This window comes from Chenggangzhangella methanolivorans (assembly GCF_019797865.1).
In the GTDB taxonomy this organism is placed as follows: Bacteria; Pseudomonadota; Alphaproteobacteria; order Rhizobiales; family Methylopilaceae; genus Methylopila; species Methylopila methanolivorans.
The window spans coordinates 5,130,353-5,156,861 of record NZ_CP081869.1 but is presented as its reverse complement, the minus strand read 5'-3'; the positions used below and the strand labels follow the sequence as shown (position 1 = coordinate 5,156,861).

21 protein-coding genes and 3 pseudogenes are annotated in these 26,509 nt (G+C 69.0%); 4 read left to right on the top strand and 20 right to left on the bottom strand.

The window, feature by feature from the left end:
• Positions 1 to 53 precede the first annotated feature (53 nt).
• The 10 genes and pseudogenes from serS to K6K41_RS27130 all read right to left on the bottom strand — a co-directional run bounded on the left by serS (position 54) and on the right by K6K41_RS27130 (position 10,778).
• Entirely contained in the window at positions 54 to 1,511 is a 1,458-nt protein-coding gene (gene serS / locus K6K41_RS27175; RefSeq protein WP_261403118.1) for a serine--tRNA ligase, read from the bottom strand.
• 188 nt (positions 1,512 to 1,699) lie between these two features.
• Positions 1,700 to 2,500, bottom strand: a complete 801-nt coding sequence (gene tatC, locus K6K41_RS27170; protein WP_261403117.1) for a twin-arginine translocase subunit TatC — start codon at positions 2,498 to 2,500, stop codon at positions 1,700 to 1,702.
• Positions 2,497 to 3,300 carry a Sec-independent protein translocase protein TatB gene (gene tatB, locus K6K41_RS27165; protein ID WP_261403116.1) on the bottom strand — a complete coding sequence of 268 codons (804 nt, stop codon included), beginning with the start codon at positions 3,298 to 3,300 and terminating at the stop codon, positions 2,497 to 2,499. The genes tatC and tatB overlap by 4 nt, the downstream gene beginning before the upstream one ends.
• A gap of 72 nt (positions 3,301 to 3,372) precedes the next feature.
• Positions 3,373 to 3,618, bottom strand: a complete 246-nt coding sequence (locus tag K6K41_RS27160; RefSeq protein WP_261403115.1) for a twin-arginine translocase TatA/TatE family subunit — start codon at positions 3,616 to 3,618, stop codon at positions 3,373 to 3,375.
• Positions 3,619 to 3,773: 155 nt separating this feature from the next.
• Positions 3,774 to 4,493 carry an SMC-Scp complex subunit ScpB gene (gene scpB, locus K6K41_RS27155; protein WP_261403114.1) on the bottom strand — a complete coding sequence of 240 codons (720 nt, stop codon included), beginning with the start codon at positions 4,491 to 4,493 and terminating at the stop codon, positions 3,774 to 3,776.
• A complete protein-coding gene (locus tag K6K41_RS27150) occupies positions 4,490 to 5,314 on the bottom strand; it encodes a segregation and condensation protein A (protein WP_261403113.1) in 825 nt (274 codons plus the stop codon). Before K6K41_RS27150 ends, scpB begins: the two co-directional genes overlap by 4 nt.
• Before the next feature lie 19 nt (positions 5,315 to 5,333).
• Positions 5,334 to 6,353 (bottom strand): beta-N-acetylhexosaminidase, encoded by a 1,020-nt coding sequence (gene nagZ / locus K6K41_RS27145; RefSeq protein ID WP_261403112.1) that lies wholly within the window; start codon positions 6,351 to 6,353, stop codon positions 5,334 to 5,336.
• 76 nt (positions 6,354 to 6,429) lie between these two features.
• Entirely contained in the window at positions 6,430 to 7,734 is a 1,305-nt protein-coding gene (locus K6K41_RS27140; protein WP_261403111.1) for an SPOR domain-containing protein, read from the bottom strand.
• A gap of 72 nt (positions 7,735 to 7,806) precedes the next feature.
• Positions 7,807 to 9,561 (bottom strand): arginine--tRNA ligase, encoded by a 1,755-nt coding sequence (gene argS / locus K6K41_RS27135; RefSeq protein ID WP_261403110.1) that lies wholly within the window; start codon positions 9,559 to 9,561, stop codon positions 7,807 to 7,809.
• Between the two features lie 30 nt (positions 9,562 to 9,591).
• Positions 9,592 to 10,778 (bottom strand): annotated as a pseudogene (locus tag K6K41_RS27130) (deoxyguanosinetriphosphate triphosphohydrolase).
• Between the two features lie 127 nt (positions 10,779 to 10,905).
• Between K6K41_RS27130 and erpA the strand changes: the two are divergent.
• The 4 genes from erpA (at position 10,906) to K6K41_RS27110 (ending at position 14,178) form a co-directional block, all read left to right on the top strand.
• A complete protein-coding gene (gene erpA / locus K6K41_RS27125; RefSeq protein WP_261403109.1) occupies positions 10,906 to 11,241 on the top strand; it encodes an iron-sulfur cluster insertion protein ErpA in 336 nt (111 codons plus the stop codon).
• A gap of 92 nt (positions 11,242 to 11,333) precedes the next feature.
• On the top strand, positions 11,334 to 11,777 hold the full coding sequence (locus K6K41_RS27120) for a hypothetical protein (RefSeq protein WP_261403108.1): 444 nt from the start codon (positions 11,334 to 11,336) through the stop codon (positions 11,775 to 11,777).
• Positions 11,778 to 12,085: 308 nt separating this feature from the next.
• On the top strand, positions 12,086 to 12,868 hold the full coding sequence (xth, locus tag K6K41_RS27115) for an exodeoxyribonuclease III (protein WP_261403107.1): 783 nt from the start codon (positions 12,086 to 12,088) through the stop codon (positions 12,866 to 12,868).
• 467 nt (positions 12,869 to 13,335) lie between these two features.
• Positions 13,336 to 14,178: a hypothetical protein gene (locus K6K41_RS27110; RefSeq protein ID WP_261403106.1), complete on the top strand. Its 843-nt coding sequence runs from the start codon at positions 13,336 to 13,338 to the stop codon at positions 14,176 to 14,178.
• A 36-nt stretch (positions 14,179 to 14,214) separates the two neighbouring features.
• Here the strand turns inward: K6K41_RS27110 and K6K41_RS27105 are convergent, their stop codons facing one another.
• From K6K41_RS27105 to K6K41_RS27060, 10 genes and pseudogenes are all read right to left on the bottom strand, one after another.
• Complete coding sequence (locus tag K6K41_RS27105; protein WP_261403105.1) at positions 14,215 to 15,015, bottom strand: tetratricopeptide repeat protein; 801 nt, start codon at positions 15,013 to 15,015, stop codon at positions 14,215 to 14,217.
• Positions 15,002 to 16,726 carry a dihydroxy-acid dehydratase gene (gene ilvD, locus K6K41_RS27100; protein ID WP_261403104.1) on the bottom strand — a complete coding sequence of 575 codons (1,725 nt, stop codon included), beginning with the start codon at positions 16,724 to 16,726 and terminating at the stop codon, positions 15,002 to 15,004. Before ilvD ends, K6K41_RS27105 begins: the two co-directional genes overlap by 14 nt.
• 301 nt (positions 16,727 to 17,027) lie before the next feature.
• Positions 17,028 to 18,266 carry a glycosyltransferase gene (locus K6K41_RS27095; RefSeq protein ID WP_261403103.1) on the bottom strand — a complete coding sequence of 413 codons (1,239 nt, stop codon included), beginning with the start codon at positions 18,264 to 18,266 and terminating at the stop codon, positions 17,028 to 17,030.
• A gap of 129 nt (positions 18,267 to 18,395) precedes the next feature.
• Positions 18,396 to 19,936, bottom strand: a pseudogene (locus tag K6K41_RS27090) (OpgD/OpgG family glucan biosynthesis protein).
• Between the two features lie 175 nt (positions 19,937 to 20,111).
• A pseudogene (locus tag K6K41_RS27085) lies at positions 20,112 to 22,816 on the bottom strand (valine--tRNA ligase).
• 113 nt (positions 22,817 to 22,929) lie between these two features.
• Entirely contained in the window at positions 22,930 to 23,088 is a 159-nt protein-coding gene (locus K6K41_RS27080; protein WP_261403102.1) for a hypothetical protein, read from the bottom strand.
• A 116-nt stretch (positions 23,089 to 23,204) separates the two neighbouring features.
• The gene (locus tag K6K41_RS27075) at positions 23,205 to 23,462 is read right to left on the bottom strand and encodes a PopZ family protein (protein WP_261405841.1); all 258 of its coding nucleotides are present in this window, start codon (positions 23,460 to 23,462) and stop codon (positions 23,205 to 23,207) included.
• An 88-nt stretch (positions 23,463 to 23,550) separates the two neighbouring features.
• Positions 23,551 to 23,844: a hypothetical protein gene (locus K6K41_RS29870; RefSeq protein ID WP_315855100.1), complete on the bottom strand. Its 294-nt coding sequence runs from the start codon at positions 23,842 to 23,844 to the stop codon at positions 23,551 to 23,553.
• Positions 23,845 to 24,022: 178 nt separating this feature from the next.
• Positions 24,023 to 25,507 (bottom strand): TolC family outer membrane protein, encoded by a 1,485-nt coding sequence (locus K6K41_RS27065; RefSeq protein WP_261403101.1) that lies wholly within the window; start codon positions 25,505 to 25,507, stop codon positions 24,023 to 24,025.
• A gap of 168 nt (positions 25,508 to 25,675) precedes the next feature.
• Positions 25,676 to 26,317 (bottom strand): protein-L-isoaspartate O-methyltransferase family protein, encoded by a 642-nt coding sequence (locus K6K41_RS27060; protein ID WP_261403100.1) that lies wholly within the window; start codon positions 26,315 to 26,317, stop codon positions 25,676 to 25,678.
• Positions 26,318 to 26,509: the final 192 nt, after the last annotated feature.

Below are 26,509 nucleotides of genomic sequence, written 5' to 3'. Positions count from 1 at the left end.
CGCGCCTCATGCTGAGGAGCGCCGTAGGCGCGTCTCGAAGCACGCAATGGATCTCAGCCGGCGCGCTCGATGCGCTCCAGCCCGCCCATATAGCGCTGCAGCGCCGACGGGACTGCGACGGAACCGTCGCTCTGCTGGTAGTTCTCCAGCACCGCGACCAGCGCGCGGCCGACCGCGACCCCTGAGCCGTTGAGCGTGTGGACGAAGCGCGGGCCCTTGCCCTCGGCCGGGCGGTAGCGCGCGTTCATGCGCCGGGCCTGGAACTCGCCGCAGACCGAGCAGGACGAGATCTCGCGATAGGTCTTCTGCGCCGGCAGCCAGACCTCGATGTCGTAGGTCTTCTGCGAGGCGAACCCCATGTCGCCCGTGCAGAGCGTGACGGTGCGGAACGGCAGCTCCAGCCGCTTCAGAACCTCTTCGGCGCAACCGAGCATGCGCTCGTGCTCCTCAAGGCTCTTCTCGGGCGCGGTGATCGAGACCAGCTCGACCTTGGTGAACTGGTGCTGGCGGATCAGCCCGCGCGTGTCGCGCCCGGCGGCGCCGGCTTCCGCGCGGAAACAAGGGGTGCCGGCGGTGAAGCGGAGGGGGAGCTCCTCCTCGGAGAGGATCTGTTCGCGGACGAGATTGGTGAGAGAGACTTCGGCGGTGGGGATGAGCCAAGTCCGATTTGAGACGCTAATCGTCGGTTTCTTTCCGAAGCTTATGCCTATTCGCCCAGAGTGTTTTAGCTTCTCAAACGCCCGCCGTTCGTCGGCATCCGTAATCTCGAACATCAGAGATGGGTCGAAAGAGTCGTACGATCCCGGACCTCGCGGCTTTATATTTTTCGAACGAAAAGAATAGATTGTTGATTGAAACTGATCGTCTTTAAATTTCGGCAATTGCGCCGTGCCAAACATCGCTTCATCGCGCACCAACAGTGGCGGGGCGACCTCCGTGTAGCCGTGCTCCCCCGTATGCAGGTCGAGCATGAAGCTCTGGAGCGCGCGTTCGAGCCGCGCGACGCCGCCCTTCAGCACGGCGAAGCGCGCGCCGGACATGCGGCTCGCGGCCTCGAAGTCGATCAGGCCAAGCGCCTCGCCGAGGTCGTAGTGCGCCTTGGCGTCGTGGATCTCGCGCGGCTCGCCGACGCGGTGAAGCTCGACGTTTCCGCTCTCGTCGGGCCCGTCCGGTACCTCGAGCAGCGGGATGTTGGGGATCTCGGCGAGCGAGGTCTGCAGCTCCTGCTCGATCGCGGCCTGCTCGGCCTCGGCCGCGGGCACGTCCTGCTTGAGCCGCCCCACCTCCTCGATCAGCGCCGCGGCGCGGGCCTCGTCCTTCTGCGCCTTGGCCTGGCCGACCTCCTTGGAGGCCGCGTTGCGGCGCTCCTGGAGCGCCTGCAGGCGGCCGATGACCTCGCGGCGCTTTTCGTCGATCGCGATCAGCTTTCCCGACAGCGGCGCCAGACCCCGGCGGGCGAGGCCGCGGTCGAAATCGTCCGGATTGTCGCGGATCAGGCGGATGTCGTGCATCGGAGAATCGCTTCCGTCATTGCGGACAGTTCTGGCGGCGTCGGACTGCGTGCTTCGAGACGCCCGCTTACGCGGGCTCCTCAGCATGAGGAGCGAAGAGGATCAAGTGCCGGGCGCAAACCCGCCTCATGCTGATGGCCGCCTGAGGCGCGTCTCGAAGCATGCAGTTCGGCCTGGAGACGAACGGCTTACGCCTCGTCGTCCTCGTCCGGCTCTTTCGTCTCTTCCGCCGCGCGCTTCTTCTCGGTCATCCTGACGACCCAGATCGAAATCTCGTAGAGCAGCAAAGTCGGCACCGCGAGCGCGATCTGACTGATGACGTCGGGCGGGGTCAGCACCGCGGCGACCGCGAACACCACCACGATGGCGTAGCGGCGCTTGGCCACGAGCCAGGCGGCGTCGATGAAGCCCGCGCGGGCCAGGAGCGTGAGAATCACCGGCGTCTGGAAGCAGATGCCGAAGGCGAAGATCAGCGTCATGATCAGCGAGAGGTATTCGCTCGTCCGCGCGATCAGCTCGATGGACGGCCGCCCCTCCGCGCCCACCTGCTGCATCGACAGGAAGAACTTCATCGCGAGCGGCATCGCGGCGAAATAGACGAAGGCCGCGCCGAGGAAGAACAGGATCGGGGTCGCGATCAGGTACGGGTAGAAGGCGTCGCGCTCGTTCTTGTAGAGGCCCGGCGCGACGAACTTGTAGATCTGGTTCGCCACGATCGGGAACGAGATGAAGCCCGCGCCGAACATCGCGAGCTTGATCTGCGTGATGAAATATTCCTGCGGCGCGGTGTATTGCAGCCGGATCGCGGCGGAAGAGCCGGCCGCGAGCTCGTAGGGAACGAGCAGGATGTTGAAGATGTGCCCGGCCACCGCGAAGCAGAGCGCGAACGAGATCGCAAAGGCGATGATGGATCGGATCAGTCGTGCGCGGAGCTCGATCAGATGCTCGATGAGCGGCGCCTTGGTGGCGTCGATGTCAGCCTGACTCACGCAGCGGCTCCGGGCGGGGTCGGCTCGCTCTTGTCCTCGGCGGCCGCCGACGCTCCGGCGGACTTGCCGGCCGATTTGGCGGGCTTCGTCTCCGTCACGGCCTTGGCGGGCGCCTTGGTCGTCGACTTGGTGGTCGTCTTGGACGCAGCCTTAACGCCGGGCTTGGCCGCAGGCTTCTTTTCAGGCGTCGCCGGTTCGGCGGCGGGCTTCGCGGCCTTGGCGGCCTTCTTGACCGCTGCTTTGGGCGCGGGCGCGGTTCCGTCGGTTGCGGCGGCGGTCCTGGCGGCTTTCGCAGCCTGATCGGAGGACGTCGACGTCGCCTCGGCCGGCCGCATCGCAGGCGCGGCCGTCGGCCGGAACTCGGCCTCGGTCGGCGCAGGCGGCTCGGGCGTCGGGTCGATGGTCGGGGCCGGCGGAGCAAGCGCGGACGGGACGTCCGAGGCGACAGACGGCTTGGCGGCGTCTTCGGATCCGCCGGCGAGCGCCGAGGGCGCGTCCTTGGACTTCTGGTCGCTGCCGTTCAGCGCGTTCTTGATCTCGTCGCGGGCGATCTGGAACGGGCTCGCGCCGACCATGCGCGACGCCTTGTCCTTGAGGCCCGTCACCTCGTCCTTGAGGCCGTCGAGCTCGGCCTCGCGCATGGCTTCGTTGAACTGGCCCTGGAACTCGCCGGCCATGCGGCGAAGACTCGCGACCGTCTTGCCGACGGTGCGCAGCAGAGCAGGCAAATCCTTGGGGCCCACCACGACGAGCGCGACGACCGCGACGACGAGGAACTCGGACCAGGCGATGTCGAACATGGGCGTGGTCCAGCGCCGGAACGGGCGCTTGCGCGGCCGCCGCTAGAGGGCGGCCGCCTCCCGCTTAAACGATCAGGACGACTTCCGGCCGTCGACGCTGCCGACGGTCGGACGGACCTGCTGATCGGCGCGATGCTCGATGGTCTGCGCCGGACGGTTCTGCTGCGACATGCCGTCGGCGACCTCGTCCTCTTCGGCAAGACCCTTCTTGAAGCTCTTGATGCCCTTAGCCATGTCGCCCATGAGCTCGGAAATCTTGCCGCGGCCGAACAGCAGCAGCACGAGCACCGCGACGACCAACCAATGCGTGAGGCTCATGACATTCCCTTTCGAACCGCCGACGATTGACGCACGCGGTCATCTCTCCGCGCAATGGCTCCCCGGCGAGATCGGAACCTAAGAGCGGCGGACGACAAACACAAGAAGTTAGACGTCCGTAGGGGTCACTCGCGCGTCAACGAGACGCGGAGTGGTTACCGCTCCTCCTCGCCGCCCGACGGGAGCTCGCCCGAGAACGGATCGCCGTCGCCGAGCGGCTCCTCGTCGTCGCGCAGCGACTCGTCGTCGACCGGCGGCGGCATTTCGAGCCCGGGCGGCAGGCGGGCGTCGAGCAGGCCCGCGGCCTTCATTTCGGAAAGGCCGGGCAGATCGGAGACTTTCTCGAGCCCGAAATGATCGAGGAAGCCCGCCGTGGTGCCGAACGTCACCGGGCGGCCCGGCGCCCTGCGGCGCCCCCGGAACCGCACGAAGCCGGCCTCCAGAAGCGTTTCGAGCGTGCCCCGCGAGGTCGCGACGCCGCGAATCTCCTCGATCTCCGCGCGGGTCGCGGGCTGGTGATAGGCGATGATCGCGAGCGTCTCGATCGCCGCGCGCGACAGCTTCCTGGGCTCCCTCGCCTCCCCCGACAGCGCCGCGGCGACGTCGGGCGCGGTGCGGAACGCCCAGGCGTCGCCCACCCGGCGCAGGTTCACGCCGCGCGCGGCGTAGTCCTCGACCAGAACCCGCATCAGCAGGCGCAGGTCGGCGTCGACCGGCAGCCGGGCCGCGAGCGCCCGCTCCTCCACCGGCGCCTGCGAGGCGAACAGAACGGCCTCGACGAGCCGCAGATGATCGAGAGGCGCGCGGGCGCGGTCCTCCGGCGTCAGACGGCCGTCGAAGCCGGGGCCCGGAAATGTGGGCTCCTCCTCGCTCACCGCTTGTCTCCGGACGGCGACACGAGCGCGAGCGGAGCGCCGGAGCGCACGAACAGCGGCCCGAAGGCGCGCTCCTGCCGGATCTCCATCCGCCCTTCCCGCGCGAGCTCGAGCGACGCGCCGAGCCCGGAGGCGAGCACCGAGGCGCGCATCTGCGGCGTCATGAAGCGCAGCAGCAGCCCGTCGAGACGCGCCCAGTCGGCCGAGCGCCCGACGAGCCGCTCAAGCGCCGAGCGCGCCTCGGCGAGCGTCCAGTGCGGCCGGCGCTGCACGGTGACCTGCGTGTGCAGCGTCTTGACCCTCTGGCGGGCATAGGCGGTCAAGAGATCGTAGAGCGTCGCGGTCCAGAGCGTCGGCGCCTCGGCGCCTTGGGCCGGGGCCTCGCCGCGCGGCAGCGCGTCGCGGCCGAGCAGCGGGCGATCGAGCAGCGCGGCCCCGGCCCGCCGCATGGCTTCGAGCCGCCGCAGCCGAAAGGCGAGCGCCGCGGCCGCGATCTCGGGCGGGATCTCGTCGTCCTCGGAGGGCGCGTCCGGCACGAGAAGGCGGGACTTCAGATAAGCGAGCCAGGCCGCCATCACGAGATAGTCGGCCGCGAGCTCCAGCTGGTCGGCGCGCGCGGCCTCGACGAAGGCGAGATACTGCTCGGCGAGTTCGAGAATCGAGATCTTCGCCAGATCGACCTTCTGGCGACGGGCGAGGTCGAGCAGCAGGTCGAGCGGGCCTTCGAAACCGTCGAGATCGAGCAGCAGGGCCGGCGACTCGGGGCTCGGCCGCTGGTCGGCCTCGAACTCGTCCGCGTCCGGCGTCTGCGTTCCGGTCAAGCGCCGCTCCCCGGCGGCGTCAGGCGACCGCTTCCGCGAGCAGTCGGTCGCGCGTCGCGGCGAGCGCCGCCATGTCGACCTCCCGCGGCCCGACGAGCAGCGCGAGCGCCCGCGCGGCCCTCTCGGCCGAGCGACCTTCAAGCCGCGGCGCCGCCGCCGCGACCTCGATCATTTCGCCCATGTCGCCGCTGCAATGCAAGGCGATGTCGCAGCCCGCCGCGATCGCGCCCGCGGCCGAGGCGCCGACCGGACCTTTGAGCGCCTTCATCGAGAGGTCGTCGGTCATCAGCAGCCCGTCGAAGCCGATATGGCGGCGGATGATCTCCTGGATCACGATCGGAGACAGGGTCGCCGGGCGGTCCGGGTCGATGGCTTCGAAGACGACATGGGCGCTCATGCCGAGCGGGGCGTCGGCGACGTGGCGGAAGGCGGCGAAATCCGCCGCCTCGAGCGCCGCGCGATCCGCCGCCACCTTCGGCAGCTCGTAATGGCTGTCGACGGTGGCCCGGCCGTGCCCCGGCATGTGCTTGATGACCGGCAGAACCCCTTGTGCGAGGCACCCGTCGATCACCGCCTTCCCAAGAGCCGCAACGGCTTCGGCGGTGCGCCCATAGACGCGGTCGCCGATCGCGTCGGTGAGGCCTGCGGCCGGCACGTCGATCACCGGCAGGCAGTCGACGGTGACGCCCACCGCCGCGAGCTCCGCCGCCATAAGCTCCGCGCCGGCGCGGGCCGCCGCGAGCGCCGCCGCCGGGTCGGTTTCATAGAGCGCGCCATAGCGGGCGGCCGGCGGATGCGGGAAACTGAGCGGCGGACGGATGCGCTGGACCCGGCCGCCCTCCTGGTCGATCAGCACCGGCGCGTCGTCCCGGCCGACGCAGTCGCGAAAGTCAGCGGTCAGCCGCGCGATCTGCTCCAGCGAGACGACGTTGCGGCCGAAAAGGATGAGGCCCCAAGGGTTTGCGTCGCGCAGATAGGCGCGCTCACCGGGGGTGAGGGTCGGGCCGCTGCAGCCCACGGTGAACGCGCCGGCGGTCATCTGCGCCCCTTGAGAATCGAGACGCCCGCAGCTGGCCTTCCGGCCGGCCGCGGGCGAAATTCAGTTTCAAACCGCGTCAGTTGCGGGCGACCACGCAGTCGCCGCCGGCCGCGCGGAGATTGTTGCACACCGTCGAAGCGTCAGAGCTCGACCCGAACGGCCCGACCCGGACGCGGTAGTAAACGCCGCGGTCGCCGACCGTCGCGGTCTGGATCGAGGGCTGATAGGGCCCGAGCACCGAGGGATAGCGCTTCTGCAGGTTGGCGTAGGCGGTGCGAGCGTCGGTTTCCGATCGCTGCGACGTCACCTGGACCACGAAGCCGCCGGCGGACGGCCGCGGCTGCGCGGCGGCGCCCGCCGGAGCCGCGGCGCGCGGCGCCACCGCCGCGACCTGCTGAGGATCAGCGCGCTGAGGAGCGGGAGCCGGAGCCGGAGCCGCCGTCGAGCGGCTGACCGGAGCCGGCTGCTGCTGGGGTGGCGTCGCCGGCCGGGCCGCCGGGGTCGGCTGCGGCGCGGGACGGCTCGGGGCGGCGGCGAGACGCGGCGAGTCGCCGTCGGCGATGATGCCGTTGTCGAACTCGCTGCCGCGTGGAGCCTCACCGGTGCGGGCCGTCTCGGCGATCGGATCGCGCGAGGCGAGCTGCTGCGGCGCCGGGATCTGCGGGGTGGCGGGCTGGGGAGCGGCCACCGGCTGGTCGGGACGGATCGCGACCGTCTTCACGCGGCGCGGCTCGGATCCGTTGGTCGAGGGCGCGGTGGTCTCCGTCGAAGCGGTTCCGCCCGGCAGGATGATGCGGGAGCCGTCAGGACGCGGCTCGCTTGCGGGAGCGCGCGGCAGGTCCACCGGCTCCTCCTCGCGCGACACGACCTTGGACTTCGCCGGAGCGCCGCCCTCGACCCGGTCGTAGATCGCCTTGTTCTGCTGCTGCGACTCGGCGGACTTATCCGGCACGCTCTTGACCGGCTCGGTGTCGGCCTTGATCAGCGGCGGCTCGCCGCCGAACCCGCTCGAACCCATCATCTTGTAGCCGACCGCGCCGGCGCCGCCGACGATGGCGACCGCGAGCACCGCGCCGACCATCAACATGCCGCTGCGGCCGCCGCTTTTCAGGCTGCGGGGCTCCGGCTGATAGTAAAGCGGCTGGCCGGAATCGTCGAAGCCGTAGGGCTCTTCGGGGTTCGGCGCATAGGCGCGCGGATCGTAATCAGGCTCGGGCTCGCCCTGGGCGTGGCCGTAGCGCTGGCGATCGTAGTCGTCGCCATAGTGGTGGCCGGGACGCAGCTCGTAGCCGTCCTCCGCCCACTGGCCCTGCTGATCGTCGTAGCGTTGATCGTTCCGGCCGCCGGCCATCTCGCCGCGCCTCACCGCTTGGTTACGCATCCCGCAGGCCTCCCGCGGGCCCGTCCGACGGCCGGCGGAACGCCGGACGCCGTTGAGACAGAACCCGTAAACTCATCGCATCTCGTCAGGGGCCGAGACCCCCAGAATAGCAAGACCTGCCGCGAGCACCAGAGCGACGGCGTCCACCAAGCGAAGTCGAGCCTGAGACAACAATTCATTATTTTCCATAATGAAGCGTAAATCCGGCGAATCCTTGCCGCGGTTCCAGTGCGAATGCAGGTCGCTCGCGAGATCGTGCAGGAAGAACGCGATCCTGTGAGGCTGACGGGCGGCGGCCGCCTGCTCGACGGCGCGCGGCCAGGCCGCGATCCGCCGGATGAGGTCGAGCTCGCCCGGGTCCTGAAGCAACGAGAGATCCGGCTCGGACTTCGGGCTCCCGTGCATTTCGAGCCCGTTGCGAAGAATCGACTGGCAGCGCGCATGCGCATACTGGACGTAAAACACCGGATTGTCGCGGGACTGCTCGGCGACCTTGACGAAGTCGAAGTCGAGCACGGCGTCGTTCGAGCGGAACAGCATCATGAAGCGCACCGCGTCGCGGCCGACCTCGTCGACGACGTCGCGCAGCGTGACGAAGTCGCCCGCCCGCTTCGACATGCGCACCGGCTCGCCGCCGCGGAACAGGCGCACGAGCTGGCAAAGCTCGACGGTGACCTTGGCGGAGCCGCCGGACAGCGCCCGCCCGACGGCCTCCAGGCGCTTCACGTAGCCGCCGTGGTCGGCGCCGAGAACGAACACCATCTCCTTGAAGCCACGCTCATATTTGGAGCGGAAGTAGGCGACGTCAGCCGCGAAGTAGGTGTAGGAGCCGTCCGACTTCATGAGCGGCCGGTCGACGTCGTCGCCGAAGGCGGTGGCGCGGAACAGGGTCTGCTCGCGGTCCTCCCAATCTTCCGGAAGCTGGCCCTTGGGCGGGGACAGCCTGCCCTCGTAAATCAGAGCCTGACTCTTCAACGCCTCGACGGCCTCGACGATCGGGCCGCCGGGACCATGGAGGGTCGACTCAGAGAAAAAGACGTCATGGCGCACGCCGAGGCTCGCGAGGTCCTGGCGGATCATCTCCATCATGGCGGCGATGGTGGCGGCCTTGACGACCGGCAGCCACTGCGCCTCCGGCTTGTCCCGAAGTTCGGCGCCGTGCAGCGCGGCGAGCGCCTGCCCGACCGGCTTCAGATAGTCGCCAGGATAGAGGCCGTCGGGAATGGCGCCGATGTCCTCGCCCAGCGCCTCGCGGTAGCGCAGATGCGCCGAGCGGGCGAGCACGTCGACCTGGGCGCCGGCGTCGTTGATGTAATATTCGCGCGTGACGTCCTCGCCCGCGAAGACGAGGAGGTTGGCGAGCGCGTCGCCGAACACGGCGCCGCGGCAATGGCCGACATGCATCGGGCCGGTGGGGTTGGCGGAGACATATTCGACGTTTATCGGAGTCCGCTCGGCGGCGACCGGCTTGCCGAAGTCCTTTCCAGCCGCGAGAGCGGCGGCGAGCGCGCCGCGCCAATAGTCGCCCGAGAGCCGCATGTTGACGAAGCCCGGCCCGGCCACGGAAGCCGCCTCGACGTCCGGGTCGGCCTCGAGCTTCTTCGCGATCGCCTCGGCGAGGTCGCGCGGCCTCAGGCCGAGCTCCTTGGCCAGCACCATGGCGGCGTTGGTCGCAAGATCGCCGTGGCTGGCGTCGCGGGGAGGCTCCACCACCACGCGCGCGAGATCCGGCAGGCGGGCGATCGCGCCCTCCGCGCTGAGGCTGACGAGGATCGCGCGCAGCCGCGCGGCGAAGTCGGCGAAAACGTTTGAGACGTTCGAGTTCATGATTTTTCCGGGCGGGGGAACGTCCGGCGGCTAAAGCAAATCAGGGGTGAGGTCAAACAGCCGGCGGTGCTCGTCGATCGCGTAGCGGTCGGTCATGCCGGCGATGAAATCGGCGACGGCGCGGGCGTGGCTGGTCTCTCCGCCCATGCCCGCCTCACGCGCCCAGTCGGCCGGCAGCGCCGACGGATCGGCGAAATAGCGCCCGAACAGATCCGACACGATGCCCGCCGCGTCCTTCATCACCCGGTCGACGCGCGGATGACGGTACATCCGGGCGCGCAAGAAGCGCTTCACCTCGCGCTCTTGCTCCGCCATCGGCTTGGAGAAAGCGATCACGGGTTCGGCGGAGGCGCGGACGTCTTCGAGCGAGGCCGGCGCGAGCGCGCGTCGATCCGGCGCGCGCCTTCCGCGATCGCGTCCTCGACCAGCCGGGTGATGACGCGGCGCACGACCTCGTGGCCGGCCCGATGGTCGTCGAGGGCCGGATAGCGTCCGCGCACCTCGGAGAGGATGTCGCCGAGCAGCGGCGCGTCGGCGACATCGTCGAGAACGAACAGGCGCGCGCGCAGGCCGTCGTCGACGTCATGGGCGTCGTAGGCGATGTCGTCGGCGATGGCGGCGGCCTGCGCTTCGCCGCTCGCATGGCCGGCGAACGGCGCGCCAAGCCGCTCGGCGGCGTCCGCGATCGCGGCCTTCGGCGCGCCGAAGGCGTCGAGCGGGCCATTGTGCTTCAGCACGCCTTCTAGCGACTCGAAGGTGAGGTTCAGCCCGTCGAATTCGGCGTAGCGCCGCTCGAGCCGCATCAGCACGCGCAGCGTCTGGGCGTTGTGGTCGAAGCCGCCATAGGGCTCCATCAGGCCGTCGAGGGCGCGCTCGCCCGCGTGGCCGAAGGGCGGATGCCCGATGTCGTGGGCGAGCGCGATCGTCTCCGCCAGATCCTCGTCGAGGCCGAGCGCGCGGGCGATCGAGCGCGCGATCTGCGCGACTTCGAGCGTATGGGTGAGGCGCGTCCGGTAGTGGTCGCCCTCGTGATAGACGAAGACCTGCGTCTTGTGCTTCAGGCGCCGGAACGCGGTGGAGTGCAGCACGCGGTCCCGGTCGCGCTGGAAGTCGGTGCGCGTGGGGCTTGCGGATTCGGCCACGAGGCGTCCGCGGCTTTTCTTCGGATCGGCGGCGTAAGGGGCTCGCCGTCGTTCGATCCAGGCGGCGACGTCCACGGGGATGCGCTCCGGCAAGACGCCGTTTCGTTGACCGGCGCCGCGAGCGTGCTTACCTCTTCAACAAGACGAAAGGCAACGGCCGCAAACGACAGGCCGCGCCCGACATCATCTGGACAGGTTCGACATGACCACCGAAATTCCCGTCGTCGTCACCGACCGCGCCGTGGCCCGCATTCGCGAGATCCTCGCGACGGAGACGCCCGAGACCAAACTGCGCGTCAGCGTGCTCGGCGGCGGCTGCTCGGGCTTCCAATACGACTTCGGCTTCGACACCAGCGCCCAGCCCGACGATCTCGTCATCGCCAACGACGGCGCCACGGTGCTGATCGATCCCGTGTCCCTGCCCTTCCTCGCCGGCTCCCAGATCGACTTCGTCGACGAATTGATCGGCGCATCGTTCAAGATCACCAATCCGAACGCCACGGCGTCGTGCGGCTGCGGGACGAGCTTCTCGGTCTGATCGCGCTCTCGAAAGCGTGACAGCCGCCGGCGGCGGATTGTCCGCGGCCGACGCGAAATCGCGTCTGGCGGCCTCAAGTCATTACGACGCCCGTGATCGACGGGAACATCCTGATGGAGCGCCGCATGACCCGGAAGCCGTTGGCCCTCGCCTTGCTCGTCGCTCTGGCTGCGACCGAGGCGATGGCTCAGACCCCCTCCCCTTACGCGTCACGGCGCGTCGGGCCGGCCGCCGAACTCAAAGAGGGCGAGATCCTCGTCCAGGCCCGGCGCAGCGTCACGCTTCCCGTCGAACGCCTGGAGGACGCCGGAACGCGCCAGGACGATGCGGTGCGGATGATCTACCGGATGATCGATCGCGATTGCGGCCTCCTGCTCGAGACCATCGCTGAAACGTGCGAGCTCGCGAGCCTCAGCGTCACGTCCAGCTACGCCGACCGGACGACGATGCGGATCGGAGCGCAGCCGACGACCGGAGCCAGCGCCAACTTCGCGATGAAAGTCCGGCTGAAAGCCGCGACGGGCTCCGCGCGCTAAAGTCCCGCCGGGCGGTCTGACAGATCTATCATATGCAAGCCCCCCTTAAGTCCGTGGGCCCCGCGACACAGAGTCCCTGAAAGCGCGCGCATGGCGGTCATGCGTATTCGGCGCCTAGGAAAGTCCGCATTTTTAGACCAAGTGTTTCCTCGTGACGGCGCGCCCTTGGCCGCCGTTGCTGCCCTCTCGGGCGTTTCCTCCCTAGACTTGGGCCGCTCGATTTTCGGGCGGCCCTTTTTTCTTGCCCGGCTTTCCTCGCAAAGTCCGCGGGCCTAGGGTCGCGCGTCCATCGCCCGGAGCGCCCGCCTGTGCTGATCGCCACCTGGAACGTCAACTCGATCAAGTCGCGCATCGACCTGGCGGTCCGATGGCTCGAGGAGGCGCGCCCCGACGTCGTCTGCCTCCAGGAACTCAAATGCGTCGACGAGGCCTTTCCGCGCGAGGCGATCGAGGCGCTCGGCTACAACGTCGCGGTTCACGGACAGAAGACCTACAACGGCGTCGCGATCCTCTCGCGCTTTCCGATCGAGGACGTGACGGTCGGACTGCCCGGCGACGACGCCGACGAGCAGGCGAGATTCGTCGAGGCGGTCGTGTCGACCGGAGAAGGCGCGGTGCGGGTCGGCGGGCTTTACCTGCCGAACGGCAATCCCGCGCCCGGACCGAAATACGACTACAAGCTCGCCTGGATGGAGCGGCTGATCGCGCACGCCCGCGGCCGGCTCGCGCTGGAGGAGCCTTTCGTGCTCGCCGGCGACTACAACGTCATCCCGGCCAAGCAGGACGCCAAGCGTCCGGAGGTCTGGGTCAAGGACGCGCTGTTCCTGCCCCAGACCCGCGCGGCGTGGCGGCGGCTGCTGGCGCTCGGCTTCACCGAAGCGCTGCGCGCGACCGACGAGGCCGACGGCGTCTACACCTTCTGGGACTATCAGGCCGGCGCCTGGCAGAAGAACGACGGCATCCGGATCGACCACCTGCTGCTTTCGCCGCAGGCCGCCGACCGGCTGCTCGCAGTCCGGGTCGACAGACATGTGCGGAGCTGGGAGCGCCCCTCGGACCACGTGCCGGTGGTGATCGAACTCGCGGCCTGATCCGGCGTTGTCGCCGACCGTCTGCCGGACGGTCGAAAACGCGATCGTGACAAGCCCCCATGAAGATGATCGACCGCTCCGGAGGCCGACGCCCCTACCATCTTAGGGTTGCGTCGAGCCGGAGGGACGGACGTGCGGAAAATGATTGTGACGGCGTGCTACGCGCTGATGATCGGCGCGGGGCCCGCCTCCGCCGTCGAGCTGAAGGCGCTGACCGCCCAGGTCAATCCGAAGGCTGATGAGGACTACACGGTCTCGCAGCCAACCCTCACTGCGGATGGGTCGGGCGGCTTCGCCGTGGTCTGGCGCAAAGTCTCAAGCCCGGCTCCGGCAAGCGAGGTCTACGCTCGCTTCTATTCGTCGAAGGCGAAGCCCGTTGGCGGCCCGATCCGCGCCGACGGCCGCGTCGGCGACAGGACGCCCTCTTCCGCCAGCCTGCTCAGCGCCGCAGCGATCGGCGGAGCAGAATGTTGGCGACGTGGTCGGCCTCGGGGTTTCCCGACGGTTCTCCGTCCGAAGGCGTCGGCCGGTTCTTCGAGGGCGGCGAGCCCGCGGCGAAGATCACGCGGCTCGAAAATGAGGCGCAGGTGTCATTCGCCCGAACGACCGAAATCGCCGGCGGGCGGGCGATCGTCGGCTGGTCGCGGTCGACCGCCCCGACGTCCCTGATCGGACGCTTCGTCGAGCCGAACGGAACGCTCGGGAAGCCCAAGCTCGCCTTCGACGTCGCCGGAGCGAGCTCACGGCCGATTCTCTATCCGTTCGAAGACGGCGTGATCGCGGTCGCCTTCCGCACGGTCTTCGGTTCTCAGGTCGAGGTCGTGGGTCAGATCTACGACGGCGACGGGAAAACGCGAGGCGGCGTCATCGTGTTGATGGAGGCGTCGGCGACCCCGTCCTACAACACGCTGCCCATCGACCTTTCAAACGGCGAATTCGCCTTGCTGAACTGCTTCCCGCCGACGGGCCTGTCCGTCTGCGACGTCACCGCGCAGCGGTTCAACGAAAAGGGCAAGAAGGTCGGCAAGCCGAAGGTTTTGGCGCGCGGCGCCGAAAACCAATCGCTTATGGCGGTCGCCCTTGACGGAGCGGGCTTCCTGCTCGCGCTCGAAGAATACGACGCCGACCGCGTCAGCCGGATCGTCTATCGCCGTTTCAACAGCAAGTTCAAAGCGGCTGGCGCGTCGGCCCAGACAAAGTGGATCTCGGGCCAGCGGCGCGGACCGATGAAGCGGCTGGCCAACGGCGACGTGGCTGCGCTCGTCTCGGTGAACGACGGCGACCTGTTCGTCCAGACGCTCAAGCCGTAACCGGCGCGGCGTCTGGCGAAGAGGTCGCCGCGCAAGTCAGTCCCTGTCCTTGCTCCAGGCCTCGACATAGTCGGCGGCCTTGGTCTGCTCTTCGGGCGTCGCGGCCGCCGCGGCTTCGGCGTAGAGGTCGCGGATCCACTTGTCGCCCGAACCCGCGGCGGAATTGGCGAGCGTCAGCCACATCAGCCCGCGGGCCGACTGCTTCGGGATGTCGATCCCGTTGAACAGCATGTGGCCGAGCACGGCCTGCGCCTCGCGCTGGCCCTTGTTGGCCGCAAGGCCGAGCCACCGCGCGCCCTGACGGGCGTCCTTGGGCCCGCCGCCGTCGAGATACATCCGGGCGAGATTGTACTGCGCGTCCGGATCGCCGAAGTACGACGCGGCGTAGGAGAACATCTCCTTGGCGCGCGCCTGGTCTGCGCGGATCGGGCTGCCGGGAACGCCCTCGAGATAATAGTTCCCGAGAGCCACGAAGGCGTTGGCGACGAAGCGGGCCTGCACCGTGTCCGGCGCGTCGTCGGCGTGGGCGTTGGCGATCTGGCTGAAATAGTCGAACGCCTTGACGTCGTCCTTCTCGACGCCGTCGCCCTCGGCGTACATCCGGCCGAGCTTCCACTGGGCCATGGCGTGCCCGCGCTTGGCGGCGTCGAGCAGCGAATTGACCGCGCTCGCCTTGTCGCCCGCGATGTAGGCGCGGGCGCCGGCCCGGAACGCCTGATAGGGCGACTCCTGGTCCTTCTTCGAGGTCGTGCCCTCGAAGGCGAAGGCGACGCTGGCGAGGGTGAGCCCCGCCAGCGTGACCACCGCGAAGGCTCCGAGACGATCAGACGTCCGCATAGGTGCGCTGCTCGCCCTTGCCGCCGGGATGGGTGACGGCGCCGTAGCGGGCCGGACCGACCCCTTGCGCGAATTTCCAGATGGCGCCCGAGCCGAAGCCGTGGTCGCGCGGCGTCCAGTCCTTTGCGCGGGCGGCGAACTCCTCCTCGCTCACCGCGGCCTCGATCACGCCTTCGACGGCGTCGATCGTGATCATGTCGCCGTCCTTCAGGAGGGCGATCGGGCCGCCGACCGCCGCCTCCGGCCCGACATGGCCGATGCAGAAGCCGCGCGTCGCGCCCGAGAAGCGCCCGTCGGTGATGAGCGCGACCTTGTCGCCCGCGCCCTGCCCGTAGAGCGCGGCGGTGGTCGCGAGCATCTCGCGCATGCCGGGTCCGCCGCGCGGGCCCTCGTAGCGGATGACCAGGACTTCGCCGTCCTTGTAGTCGCGCTTCTGGACCGCCGCGAAGCACTCCTCCTCATTGTCGAAGCAGCGCGCCGGACCGGTGAACTTCAGGTTCTTGAGCCCCGCGACCTTCACGATCGCGCCGTCCGGGGCGAGGTTGCCCTTGAGACCGACGACGCCGCCGGTCCGGGTGATGGGCTTGTCGGCCGGATAGACGACGTCCTGATCCGGGTTCCAGCGCACCTTCTCGAGGTTCTCGGCGATGGTGCGGCCGGTGACGGTCAGGCAGTCGCCGTGCAGGAAGCCGTGGTCGAGCAGCGTCTTCATCAGCAGCGGGATGCCGCCGACCTCGAACATGTCCTTGGCGACGTATTTTCCGCCCGGCTTCAGGTCGGCGATGTAGGGCGTGCGCTTGAAGATCTCGGCGACGTCGAACAGGTCGAACTCGATGCCGCACTCATGGGCGATGGCCGGCAGGTGCAGCGCGGCGTTGGTCGAGCCGCCGGAAGCGGCGACGACCGTCGCGGCGTTTTCGAGCGCCTTGCGGGTGACGATGTCGCGCGGGCGGATGTTGCGGGCGATCAGCTCCATGATCTGCTCGCCGGCGGCGGCGCAGAACTTGTCGCGGAGCTCGTAAGGCGCGGGCGCGCCGGCCGAGTAGGGCAGCGCGAGGCCGATCGCCTCGGAGACGGTCGCCATGGTGTTGGCGGTGAACTGCGCGCCGCAGGCGCCGGCCGAGGGGCACGCGACCTGCTCGATCTCGTCGAGGTCCTCGTCGGACATCTCGCCGACCGAGTGCTTGCCGACCGCCTCGAACATGTCCTGCACGGTGACCTGCTGGCCGCGGAAGGTGCCGGGCAGGATCGAGCCGCCATAGATGAAGATCGACGGCACGTTGAGGCGCACCATCGCCATCATCATGCCGGGCAGCGACTTGTCGCAGCCGGCGAGGCCGACCAGCGCGTCGTAGCAGTGGCCGCGCATGGTGAGCTCGACAGAGTCGGCGATGACCTCGCGCGAGGCCAGCGAGGACTTCATGCCCTCGTGGCCCATGGCGATGCCGTCGGTGACCGTGATGGTGCAAAATTCACGGGGCGTGCCGTTGGCGGAGGCGACGCCCTTCTTCACCGCCTGCGCCTGGCGCATCAGCGAGATGTTGCAGGGCGCGGCCTCGTTCCAGCACGAGGCGACGCCGACCAGCGGCTGGTGGATCTGGGACTTGGTCAGCCCCATGGCGTAGAGATACGAGCGGTGCGGCGCGCGCGCCGGCCCTTCCGTCACATGACGGCTCGGAAGTTTCGTCTTGTCGAAGACCTTGGCGTCCATCCGCTTACGCACCCCTCGGAGGCGAACCGCCTCCATGACGGACGTTCCGGCGGACGCTTGGGCGAGCCGCCTCCGACCCCCCGGTCGACAGACGCCCAGACACGTTCGCAACCCGCTGACTTCGGAACGTCCCCGGCCCCCCGGCCGGCGTTAACCAAACTCGCGTTTTCTTTCAGCGGGTTACAGACGTTCTAGCCTCTCCTTTGTGGCGTAATGGCGGCGATTTGGTCGCAGTCTGAGGCGGAACGCGCTCCATTCCGAGGCTGTTGCGTTTGCGCCACTGGCCTTTCGGGGCGGGAAGTCAACCGGCCGCGGCGCCGCTCACGAGCTGGTCGAACAGCGACATCTGCTTTGGAAGACAAACGCTTGCAAGGTCGTAGCGCGAGACCGCGAAGTCGCGCGCAGCGCGGCGCATGGGCCCGAGCGTTTCGCGGTCCTGCAATGTCCGGCAAACGGCCTCGGCCAGCCCCGCGACGTCGAAGAAATCGAACAGGCGCCCGGTCACGCCGTCCTCCACCGCCTCGCGAACGGGCGCGGTGCCCGAGGCCACGATCGGCGCGCCGGCCGCCATCGCCTCGAGCAGCGACCACGACAGGACGAAGGGATAGGTCAGATAGACATGGGCGGTCGACACCTGGAGCATGGCGAGGAAATCGGGCTTCGGGATCTGGCCGAGGAAATGGACGCGGCTCATGTCGAGCCGGTCGCGCACCTCGTCGAGGAAGATGTCCTTCCAGCTCTTACCGTCCGGCGCCTTGCGCCCGTAGGAGACGCCGTCGCCGCCCACGATTAGGGCCTGGGCCTCCGGCCGCCGCCTGAGAATCTCCGGCAAAGCGCGCATGAAGACGTGATAGCCGCGATAGGGCTCGAGCTGGCGGTTGACGAAGGTGATCACCTCGTCGCGCGGACGCAGCTCCCGGCCGTCGGGAAGGCGGAAGCGGGCGTTCGCCTTCGGGGCGGCGGCGCGGGTGTCGATCCCGTCATGGGCGACCGCGATGCGGTCCCACAGGAAGCGGGGGTGCTGGCTCTTCTGCCATTCGGTCGGCGACAGGCCGAGATCGGCGGCCGCAAGCGCCGTCAGCATTCCGGCGTTCTTTGCCCGGATGCGCAGCGCCGTGCGCAGCCCCTGCTCCGGAAACTCGGGGTCGAAACCGACGTCGGCGCCCGACGCGTTGTAGAAAAACTCGCAGAAGGCGACGTGCCTTGCGTTCGGGAAGAGGTCGCGGGCGAACAGGGTCTCGCCCCAGCCCGTATGGCCGACGACGAGCGCGGGATCGCAGCCCATCTCCTTCTTCAGCCTCTGCATGGCGCCGGCGGCGAGCTCGCCGCGGATGACGTCTGAATTGAAGCGCTCGCCGAGCGGATGCCCGCCGCTCGGCGGCTTCTCGGGGATGCGGTAGGCGGCGAGCCCGACATGGGGCCGCGGCCGCGCGGTCGGACCGCCGACGCCGAACACCCTCACCCCCGGACGCCGCGCGAAGGCCTGCGCGGCGTGCACGAACTGGCCGGGGAAGTTGTTGTGAACGAACAGGACGTCCAAACGGCCCCTCCCCGCATCGCCCGCAGTCCGCAAGGACTCGCTACGCGCTCCGCGCGACCGGTATCCCGCCTTCGCCGTCCGGCCGCCATCGGACTTCGGTAGCGTGCCGCGCAGCTTGGACCGCCAACCTCAGCCCTCGCGCTTCCACGGAAACACCCAGGTTTCGGTGAGCGCCTTGTCTCCGACCTTCAGCACCGCGCGCAGCTGCGCCTCCTGGCCGGGCTGCTCGATGCGATGGTCGAGGAACAGGCGGAAGCCGCCGATCTCGCGGTTCGGGACCACATAGGCGGCCTCGATCTTGCCGAGGCTCGCGCCGGTGTCAGTGACGACGCGCTTCGGCTCGTCGAGCCAGTAGTCGAGCTCGCCGCCCTCGAAGTCCACGATGAAGCGGCGGACGTCCTGCGGGCCGGCGTTGGGATCGCCGGATGCGCGCGCTTCAGTGACGAAGGTGTGGATCGCCCTCGCCTTCGGCGTGAGTCGCTCGGCGAGCTTCAGCGAGCGGATCTTGTAGGAATAGCGCAGCGTCTCGCCGGCCTTCGGCGCAGCGTCCGGCGTCCAGTAGGCGACGACGTTGTCGAAGGTCTCGTTGTCGGTCGGCAGCTCCAGGAGCCTGACGCTCCCGGCGCCCCAGTCGCCCTCGCGCTCGATCCAGTAGCTCGGGCGCAGGTCGTAGCGGACCTCGAGATCCTGATAGTGTTCGAACAGCCGGTCGCGCTGCAGCAGGCCGAAGGCCTGGACGGCGGGCTCGGGATAGACCGAATTCTGCAGCGCCTTCGGGTTCGTCAGCGGCCGCCAGGTCCACTCGCCGACGCTGGTCCGGATGAGCAGGCCGTCGGAGTCATGCACCTCGGGGCGGAAGCCGCGATAATGCTCGCGGTCGTTCTCGCCATAGAAGAACATCGAGGTCAGCGGCGCGACGCCGAGCTTCGGCAAGTCGACGCGCGGGAACAGCGTGGAGCCCACCGCGACCGTGCTCTCCTCGCCCGGCCGGATCACCATGCGATAGGCGCCGGTGAGCGAGTGCCCGTCGAGCAGGGCGTGCACCACGATCTCGCTCGCGCCCGCCTGCGGCTCCTCCACCCAGAGCTCGCGGAAATCCGGAAACTCCTCCGGGGTCTGCTCGCCGGTGTTGACGCCGATTCCCCGCGCCGAGATGCCGTAATGCTGGCCTGCCCCGAGGAAGCGGAAATAGCTCGCGCCGAGGAAGACGGCAAGTTCGTCCATCACGCTTGGCTTGTTGAGCGGGAACAGGATGCGGATCCCGGCGAAGCCGAAGTCGATCGGCATGCGGCCGGGGATCTTGGTCGGCCCGAAATCGAAGAACGACGGATCGTAGGGGATCGGGGCCGGATTGCCCTCGCGCACGAGGTTCACGGTCACCGGGTTCTTGTAGAGGAAGCCGCGATGGAACAGCTCCATGCGGAACCCGCTTTCGAACCGCCGAAATGCGCTCGGTCGCGCTTGAAGCGAACCGCGCGGAAGTCGTCGAAGGACAGCTTGTCGAGCGCCTCGGGGAGCTTCGCGTCAGGGGCCGCATAGGGCTGGAGCGAGAGCTGCCGCGCCTTCTCGATGACGACGCCGTGGTCGAACACTTTGCGCCCTCCCGCCGCCGCCTGCTCCTGCGCATGGGCGTTGATCGGCGCGAGCGCCCCCGCGCCGATCAACGCCATCGTGTCCCGCCGGGTGAGCATGTTTCTGAACTCCGCTACGCCCTCAATACGCGGAGATAGCGCGCGGGGCCGGGATGTTGATGCGGCGGGTTCGCGCAATCGGGGCGCAGGTGCGCGCTTCGAGACGCGGCCTCACGGCCGTCTCGAAGCACGCAGTTCGGCTTAGCTCGGCCGGTCAGTCGCCGAGCTGCTTCAGCGCCGCCTCGATCTTGGCGAGGCGCTCCTGATAGCCGGCGCGTTTCTCGCGCTCGCCCTCGACGACCTCCTCGGGCGCGCGGGCGACGAAGCTCTCGTTGGAGAGCTTGCCGTCGATGCGCCGGATCTCGCCGATCGCCTTGTCGCGCTCCTTCGAGAGCCGGTCCTTTTCGGCCGCGATGTCGACGACGCCTTCCAGCGGAACCGCCACCACCTCGCCGCGGATGATGAGCTGAATCGCGCCCTTGGGCGCGGCGTCCGCGAAGGAGACGCCCGAAACGCGCGCGATGCGGGCGAGCGTCGGCGCGGAGCGCTCGGCCCTGCCCTTCGTCGTCGCGTCGCCGCCCACGACCACGAGCGGCAGCGTCGCGCCGGCCGGCACGCCCATCTCGGCGCGGGCCGAGCGCAGCTCGGTCACGAGCTCGACCAGCCAGCCGATCTCGGCTTCGGCCTCGGCGTCGCCGAGCCCCTCAAGCGCCGGCCAGCCGGACAGCATCAGCAGACCGTCGCGGCCGGCGTCCGCCGCGCGCGCGGCCCAGAGCTCCTCGGTCACGAACGGCATGAAGGGGTGCAGCAGCTTCAACGACTGGTCGAGCACGAAGGCGAGCGTCGCGCGGGTCTCCACCGCCTCGCCGGTCTCGACCTCGGTCTGCAGCACGGGCTTGGCGAGCTCGACATACCAGTCGCAGACCACGTTCCACACGAAGCGATAGACCGAAGCCGCGGCCTCGTTGAAGCGATAGGCCTCCAGCGCCGCCGTCGTCTCGGCGGTCGCCTTCGCCGCCTCGCCGAGGATCCAGCGGTTGAGCGTCGCCTTGACGGTCTTGGCGTCGAAATCCGAGACCGGCGCCGAGCCGTTCATTTCGGCGAAGCGCGAGGCGTTCCAGAGCTTGGTCGCGAAGTTGCGGTAGCCCTCGACACGGCTCGTCGCGAGCTTGATGTCGCGCCCCTGCGCGGCCATCGCGGCCAGAGTGAAGCGCAGCGCGTCGGCGCCGTAAGCGTCGACGAGGTCGATCGGGTCAATGACGTTGCCCTTCGACTTCGACATCTTCGCGCCCTTCTCGTCGCGGACGAGGGCGTGGATGTAGACGTCGGCGAAGGGCGCGGTCCCGGTCACGTAGAGCCCCATCATCATCATCCGAGCGACCCAGAAGAAGATGATGTCGAAGCCGGTGACCAGCACCGAGGTCGGGTAATACTTTGCGAGCTCCGGCGTCTCGTCCGGCCAGCCCATGGTCGAGAACGGCCAGAGCGCCGACGAGAACCACGTGTCGAGCACGTCCTCATCGCGGGTCAACGCGGTTCTCGAGCCGTAATGCTTCTCGGCGGCGGCCAACGCCGCCTCCTCGGTCTCCTCGACGAAGATCGCGCCGTCCGGCCCGAACCAGGCCGGGATCTGGTGGCCCCACCACAGCTGGCGCGACACGCACCAGGGCTGGATGTTCTCCATCCACTCGAAATAGGTCTTGGACCAGTTCTCGGGGGTGAACTTGGTGCGTCCGTCGCGCACCGCCGCCATCGCCTCGACGGCGAGCGTCTTGGCGTCGACGTACCACTGATCGGTGAGGAACGGCTCGATCACGACGCCCGAGCGGTCGCCATGCGGCACCTGATGGACATGCGGCTCGGCCTCGAGCATCAGCTCGCGCTCTTCGAGCAGCGCCAGCACTTGCTTGCGGGCCTCGGCGCGGTCGATCCCCTGCATGGCCAGAACGAGATCGAGATCCGCAGACGCCGCGACGCCCGCGAGGAACGCCTCGTTGCCCGCGACCGCGAGCCGCCCTTCTGCGTCGAGGATGTTGATGAGCGGAAGGCCGTGGCGCTTGCCGACTTCGAAATCGTTGAAGTCATGGCCGGGGTGATCTTGACCGCGCCGGTGCCTTTCTCCGGATCGGAGTACTCGTCGGCGACGATCGGAATGAGGCGGCCGACGAGCGGCAGCACGACGTTCTTGCCGACGAGATGCCTGTAGCGCTCGTCTTCGGGATGCACCGCGACGGCGGCGTCGCCGAGCATCGTCTCGGGCCGCGTGGTGGCGACCGTGATCGACTCGTCCGTGCCCTCGATCGGATATTTCAGGTGCCAGAGATGCCCCTTGGTCTCGATCGACTGGACCTCGATGTCCGAGATCGCGGTCTGGAGCTTGGGGTCCCAGTTCACCAGGCGCTTGTCGCGATAGATCAGCCCGTCGCGGTGCAGCCGCACGAACAGCTTGACGACCGCGCGGGACAGGCCCTCGTCCATGGTGAAGCGCTCGCGCGACCAGTCGGCCGAGGCGCCGAGCCGCTTCAGCTGGCTGAAGATCCGCCCGCCCGATTCCGCCTTCCACTCCCAGACGCGCTCGACGAACTTGTCGCGGCCCATGTCGCGGCGACCGGGCTCCTGACGCTCCATCAGCTGGCGCTCGACGACCATCTGCGTCGCGATGCCGGCATGGTCCATGCCCGGCTGCCACAGCACGTCGCGCCCGCGCATCCGCTCGAAGCGCGCCAGCACGTCCTGCAGCGTGTTGTTGAGCGCATGCCCCATGTGGAGCGAGCCGGTGACGTTCGGCGGCGGAATGACGATCGAATAGGGCGCGGCGCCGGGCTTTGAGCCCGCCCCGGCCTTGAAGGCCCCGGCCTCGTCCCAGCGGGAAGCGATCCGGGCCTCGATGTCGGCCGGCGAGTAGGTTTTTTCGAGCATCGTCTTCGCGATTACCGCCGCGCCCGAGGGTCGCGGCTCAAGGTTCCGATCGGGGAGCCGTTGAAGCGAAGCGCGCTCCGGGCGTCAAGGCCGCGACGCGTTGACCAGGCGTCTCACTGCTTGCGCTTGGCCGAACGCCGCTTGAGCGCGGCCTTCGCGCCCTTGGCGGCGGCGTCGAGCTGGCGGCGCAACTCCTCCACCGCGCGGTCGACCTCGGCCTCGCTCCGAAGGTCGAAGCTGATGAGGCGGTCGAGCTCGCCGCCGATCCGCACGCAGCGGTCGAGGCAGAGATAAACGACGTCGTTGCCGGGGATCGACCTTGTGGCCGAAATAAAGGGCTTCGTCCTTCATGACCCGCAGCTCCTCATGCGCACCGCCGGGAAAGGCGCTATCGCCCGCCCCTCGCCACCCGTTCGATCTCCTGACGGACGAGCCGCTCCACGAGCGGGGGCAGGTTGTCGTCGAGCCAGGCCTTCAGCATCGGGCGCAGCATCTCGCGCACGATGTCGTCGAGCGTGCGCGCGGAGCCCGCGAGCACCGTGTTGGCGAGGCTGCCGAAGGCGGCCTGCACCGACTCGTCCGTCCGGGGAGAAAGCAGCCGGTCGGTCTCGGCCGCGATCCGTTCGCGCAGCGCCGGAGCGGACATGGGCGCGGGAGCAGGCTCCGGTCGGGGCGGCGGCGGCGGCGCGACGGGCTCCTCCACCAGGTCTTCGGTGAGCTCGAGCACCTCGAGATCATCCTCGAGGTCGATCGGCGGCGGGCGGCGCGGGCGGCGCCTTCGCTTCCGTCGGCGCGGCGTCCATCGCGGCGAACATCGCGTCGATGTCGTCCTGCCCGAGATCGGCGGCGGCCGGCTCGGGATCGGCGGCGGGCGCCGGCTTCGGAGCTTCCATGGGCTTCACGGCTTCGGCCTCGACGGGCTTCGACGACGGACGCGCGGCGCCGGGCTCGTCGTCGGAGATGATCCGGCGAATCGACGCCAGGATCTCCTCCATCGTGGGCTCGTGAGCCTTCGCCGGGCTGCTCATACGCTCTCCGCTCGGTTCATGGAGCCGCCCGAAGCGCCGCCGGCCACAAGCCTCCGGCGGAGCTCACGAATCGCTTCGGGACGCCGACCCCACATCCGCGTCGAGTATTGCATCGGAGCGCGTCAGAACAAGCGCCCGGACCCCGTCGCCCACAGCTGAGGCGAGCGGTTGGGCCGCCTTAGCGGCCGTCCGGCGTCCGCAGGCCGATCCACTTGTCGCGGACCTGCTCGTAATGGACGTTCGGGTCGTACTTGGCCACCGCCAGACCGAGCTTGGCGGCGGTGAGCCAGCCGACCGACGACATCAACGCATAGGAGGCGACGACCCGATCGTGCTGCGCCTGGATCAGGGTCACGCGCGAGTCGAGCACGAGCTGCTGAGCGTTGAGCACGTCGAGCGTGGTGCGCTGGCCGACCTTGGCCTCCTCGCGCACGCCGTTCAGCGCCACCTGGTTGGCCTCGATCTGGGCCTGGGCGGAGGAGATCTGCGCGGTCGTCGATTCGACGTTGCCCCAGGCCGAAACCACGGCCTGCCGCACTTGGTCGCGCGAGATGTCGGCCTCGAGGCGACGCTGCCCGGCCGTCTCCTTGGCCTGGCGGACGGACGAATATTCCGAGCCGCCCTGATAGATCGGGATGGTGAGTCGGCCGACGAGCGACCCGACGGTCGTGCGGCCGGGCTGCTGCAGGCTGTCGTCCCAGCGGCGGGAGAAGGCCGCCTCGACGCCGAGCTGCGGCAGCAGCGCGCCCTCGAGCACGCGGATCTGGAGCGTGGCGGCGTCGACGCCGTGGAAGGCGGCGAGAATCGCCGGATGCTGGGCCTGGCTCAGATTGATGGCGGAGCCGAGCGACTTCGGCAGCAGCTTGTCGATCGACTTCGCAGCGCGGGGGCGACCGATGTCCTCGCCGACGATCTGGCGATAGGTCGCGCGGCTGGTGTTGAGATTGGCCTCGGCCTGGCTGACCGCGGTGCGCGCGCCTTCCACGGCCGCTTCGGCCTGCGCGGTGTCGGTGCGCGTCACTTCGCCGACGTTGAAGCGCTCGCGCGCGGCGCGGAGCTCTTCCTGCAGCACGTCGACGTTGTTCTTGCGGACGTCGAGGATCGCGTAGTCGCGCAGCACGTCCATATAGGCCTGGGCGGCGTCGAACAGCACGTTCTGCTCGGAGTTCCGGAGCTGCTCACGGGCGCCGAGAATGTTCGATTCGGCGGTGCGGACCCGGTTGTAGGTCTGCTGGCCGTCGTAGATCGTCTGCTGGCCTTGAATGCCGACGCCGCGAGGGTAGGCGGTGCCCTTGGTCGGCGAGGAGCCTAGTTCCGAGAGCAACCCGCCGATCTGCGCGCGCTGGCGGCGGTTGAAAGCGCTGAGGTCCGGGATTGCGCCGCTGCCGCTGTCGTCGAGCTTGGTGCTGCTGCGTTGAACCCCGACGTCGCCGGTGGCGTTGATGATCGGCCGGTAGCCGGACAGCGCCTGCGGAACCTGCTCGTCGGTCGCGCGCACCGAAGCGCGCTGCGAGTTCAGCGTGGGATTCGCCAGATAGGCGCGCGACAGCGCCTGTTCGAGCGTCTGCGCCTGCGCGCTCGTATTCGCCAGCAGGCATGCGAACCCGAACGCGGCGGCGGCATAGAAATCCCCGCGGCGACGGACCTTAACGCTCGTCGACATTCAACTCACCGGATTGCGACCTCTCCCCGCCGGATTTTTCCGTGCGGTTCAGGTCCATGACGCGTCCCGGGGAGCAGCCTATCGTTCCGCGTCAGCGGGCGAAACGGCCGCTTTCGCATTGGCAAAAAGTAGCGGCCGGGTGGCGCAAAGCAGCCACACTGGCATGTCTCAAAACGCGAAGGCCTCGACCGGGCCAAAGCCCGGCAGCGTCGCGCCGGCAGCGTCGAAAAACGTCGCCGCCGCCAGGCCTTGGTCGGAACGCCGGAACACCGTGGCCCGCGTGGTGCGGCCCTGGCCGGCCGGCGCCACGAGCCGTCCACGGGGGGTAAGCTGCGCGCCCAGGCGATCCGCGCCGGTCACGATCGCGCCATCGCAGAAGATCAGGTCGTAGGGCCCGGCCTGCGGCGCGCCGTCGGCCAGCCGCCCCTCCACCACGTCGACCCCGACAAGGCGTTCGCGGGCGCCGCGCGCAAGGTCGGCCTCTTCTTCGAGCGCGACCACGTCGAGGCCGAGCGCCGCGAGCACTGCGGCGGTGTAGCCGAGCCCGCAGCCGACGACGAGCGCCCGCTCCCCCTCGACCGGAGCGGCGAGCTGAACCAATCGCGCGAGAATCATCGGTTCGAGCATGGCGCGCCCCGTCGGCCCGAGCGGGACGCGCGCGTCGAGATAGGCGAGGCCCTTGCGGGCTTCAGGCACGAAGGATTCGCGCGGCACGGACAGGAAGGCGCCGATCACGCGGTGGTCAGTGACGTCGGCGGTGCGGATCTGCCCGTCCACCATGCCGAGCCGCAGGCGCTCGAAATCCGTCATCGTCATCGTCCCTTCGGCCGCAGGACCCGCGGCGAGGACCGCAGGCGCTCGTTCGATCTTTTGCGGCAGCGCGCCGGCGCTTTCAAGCGGGCGCGACGCGCGCGCGCAAGCCTTGCGCTGCGTGTTGCGGGCGGGCGGCCCCTCCGCTATGGAGAGCGTCCCTTCCGCGAACGCCGATTTCTGAAGGTCGTA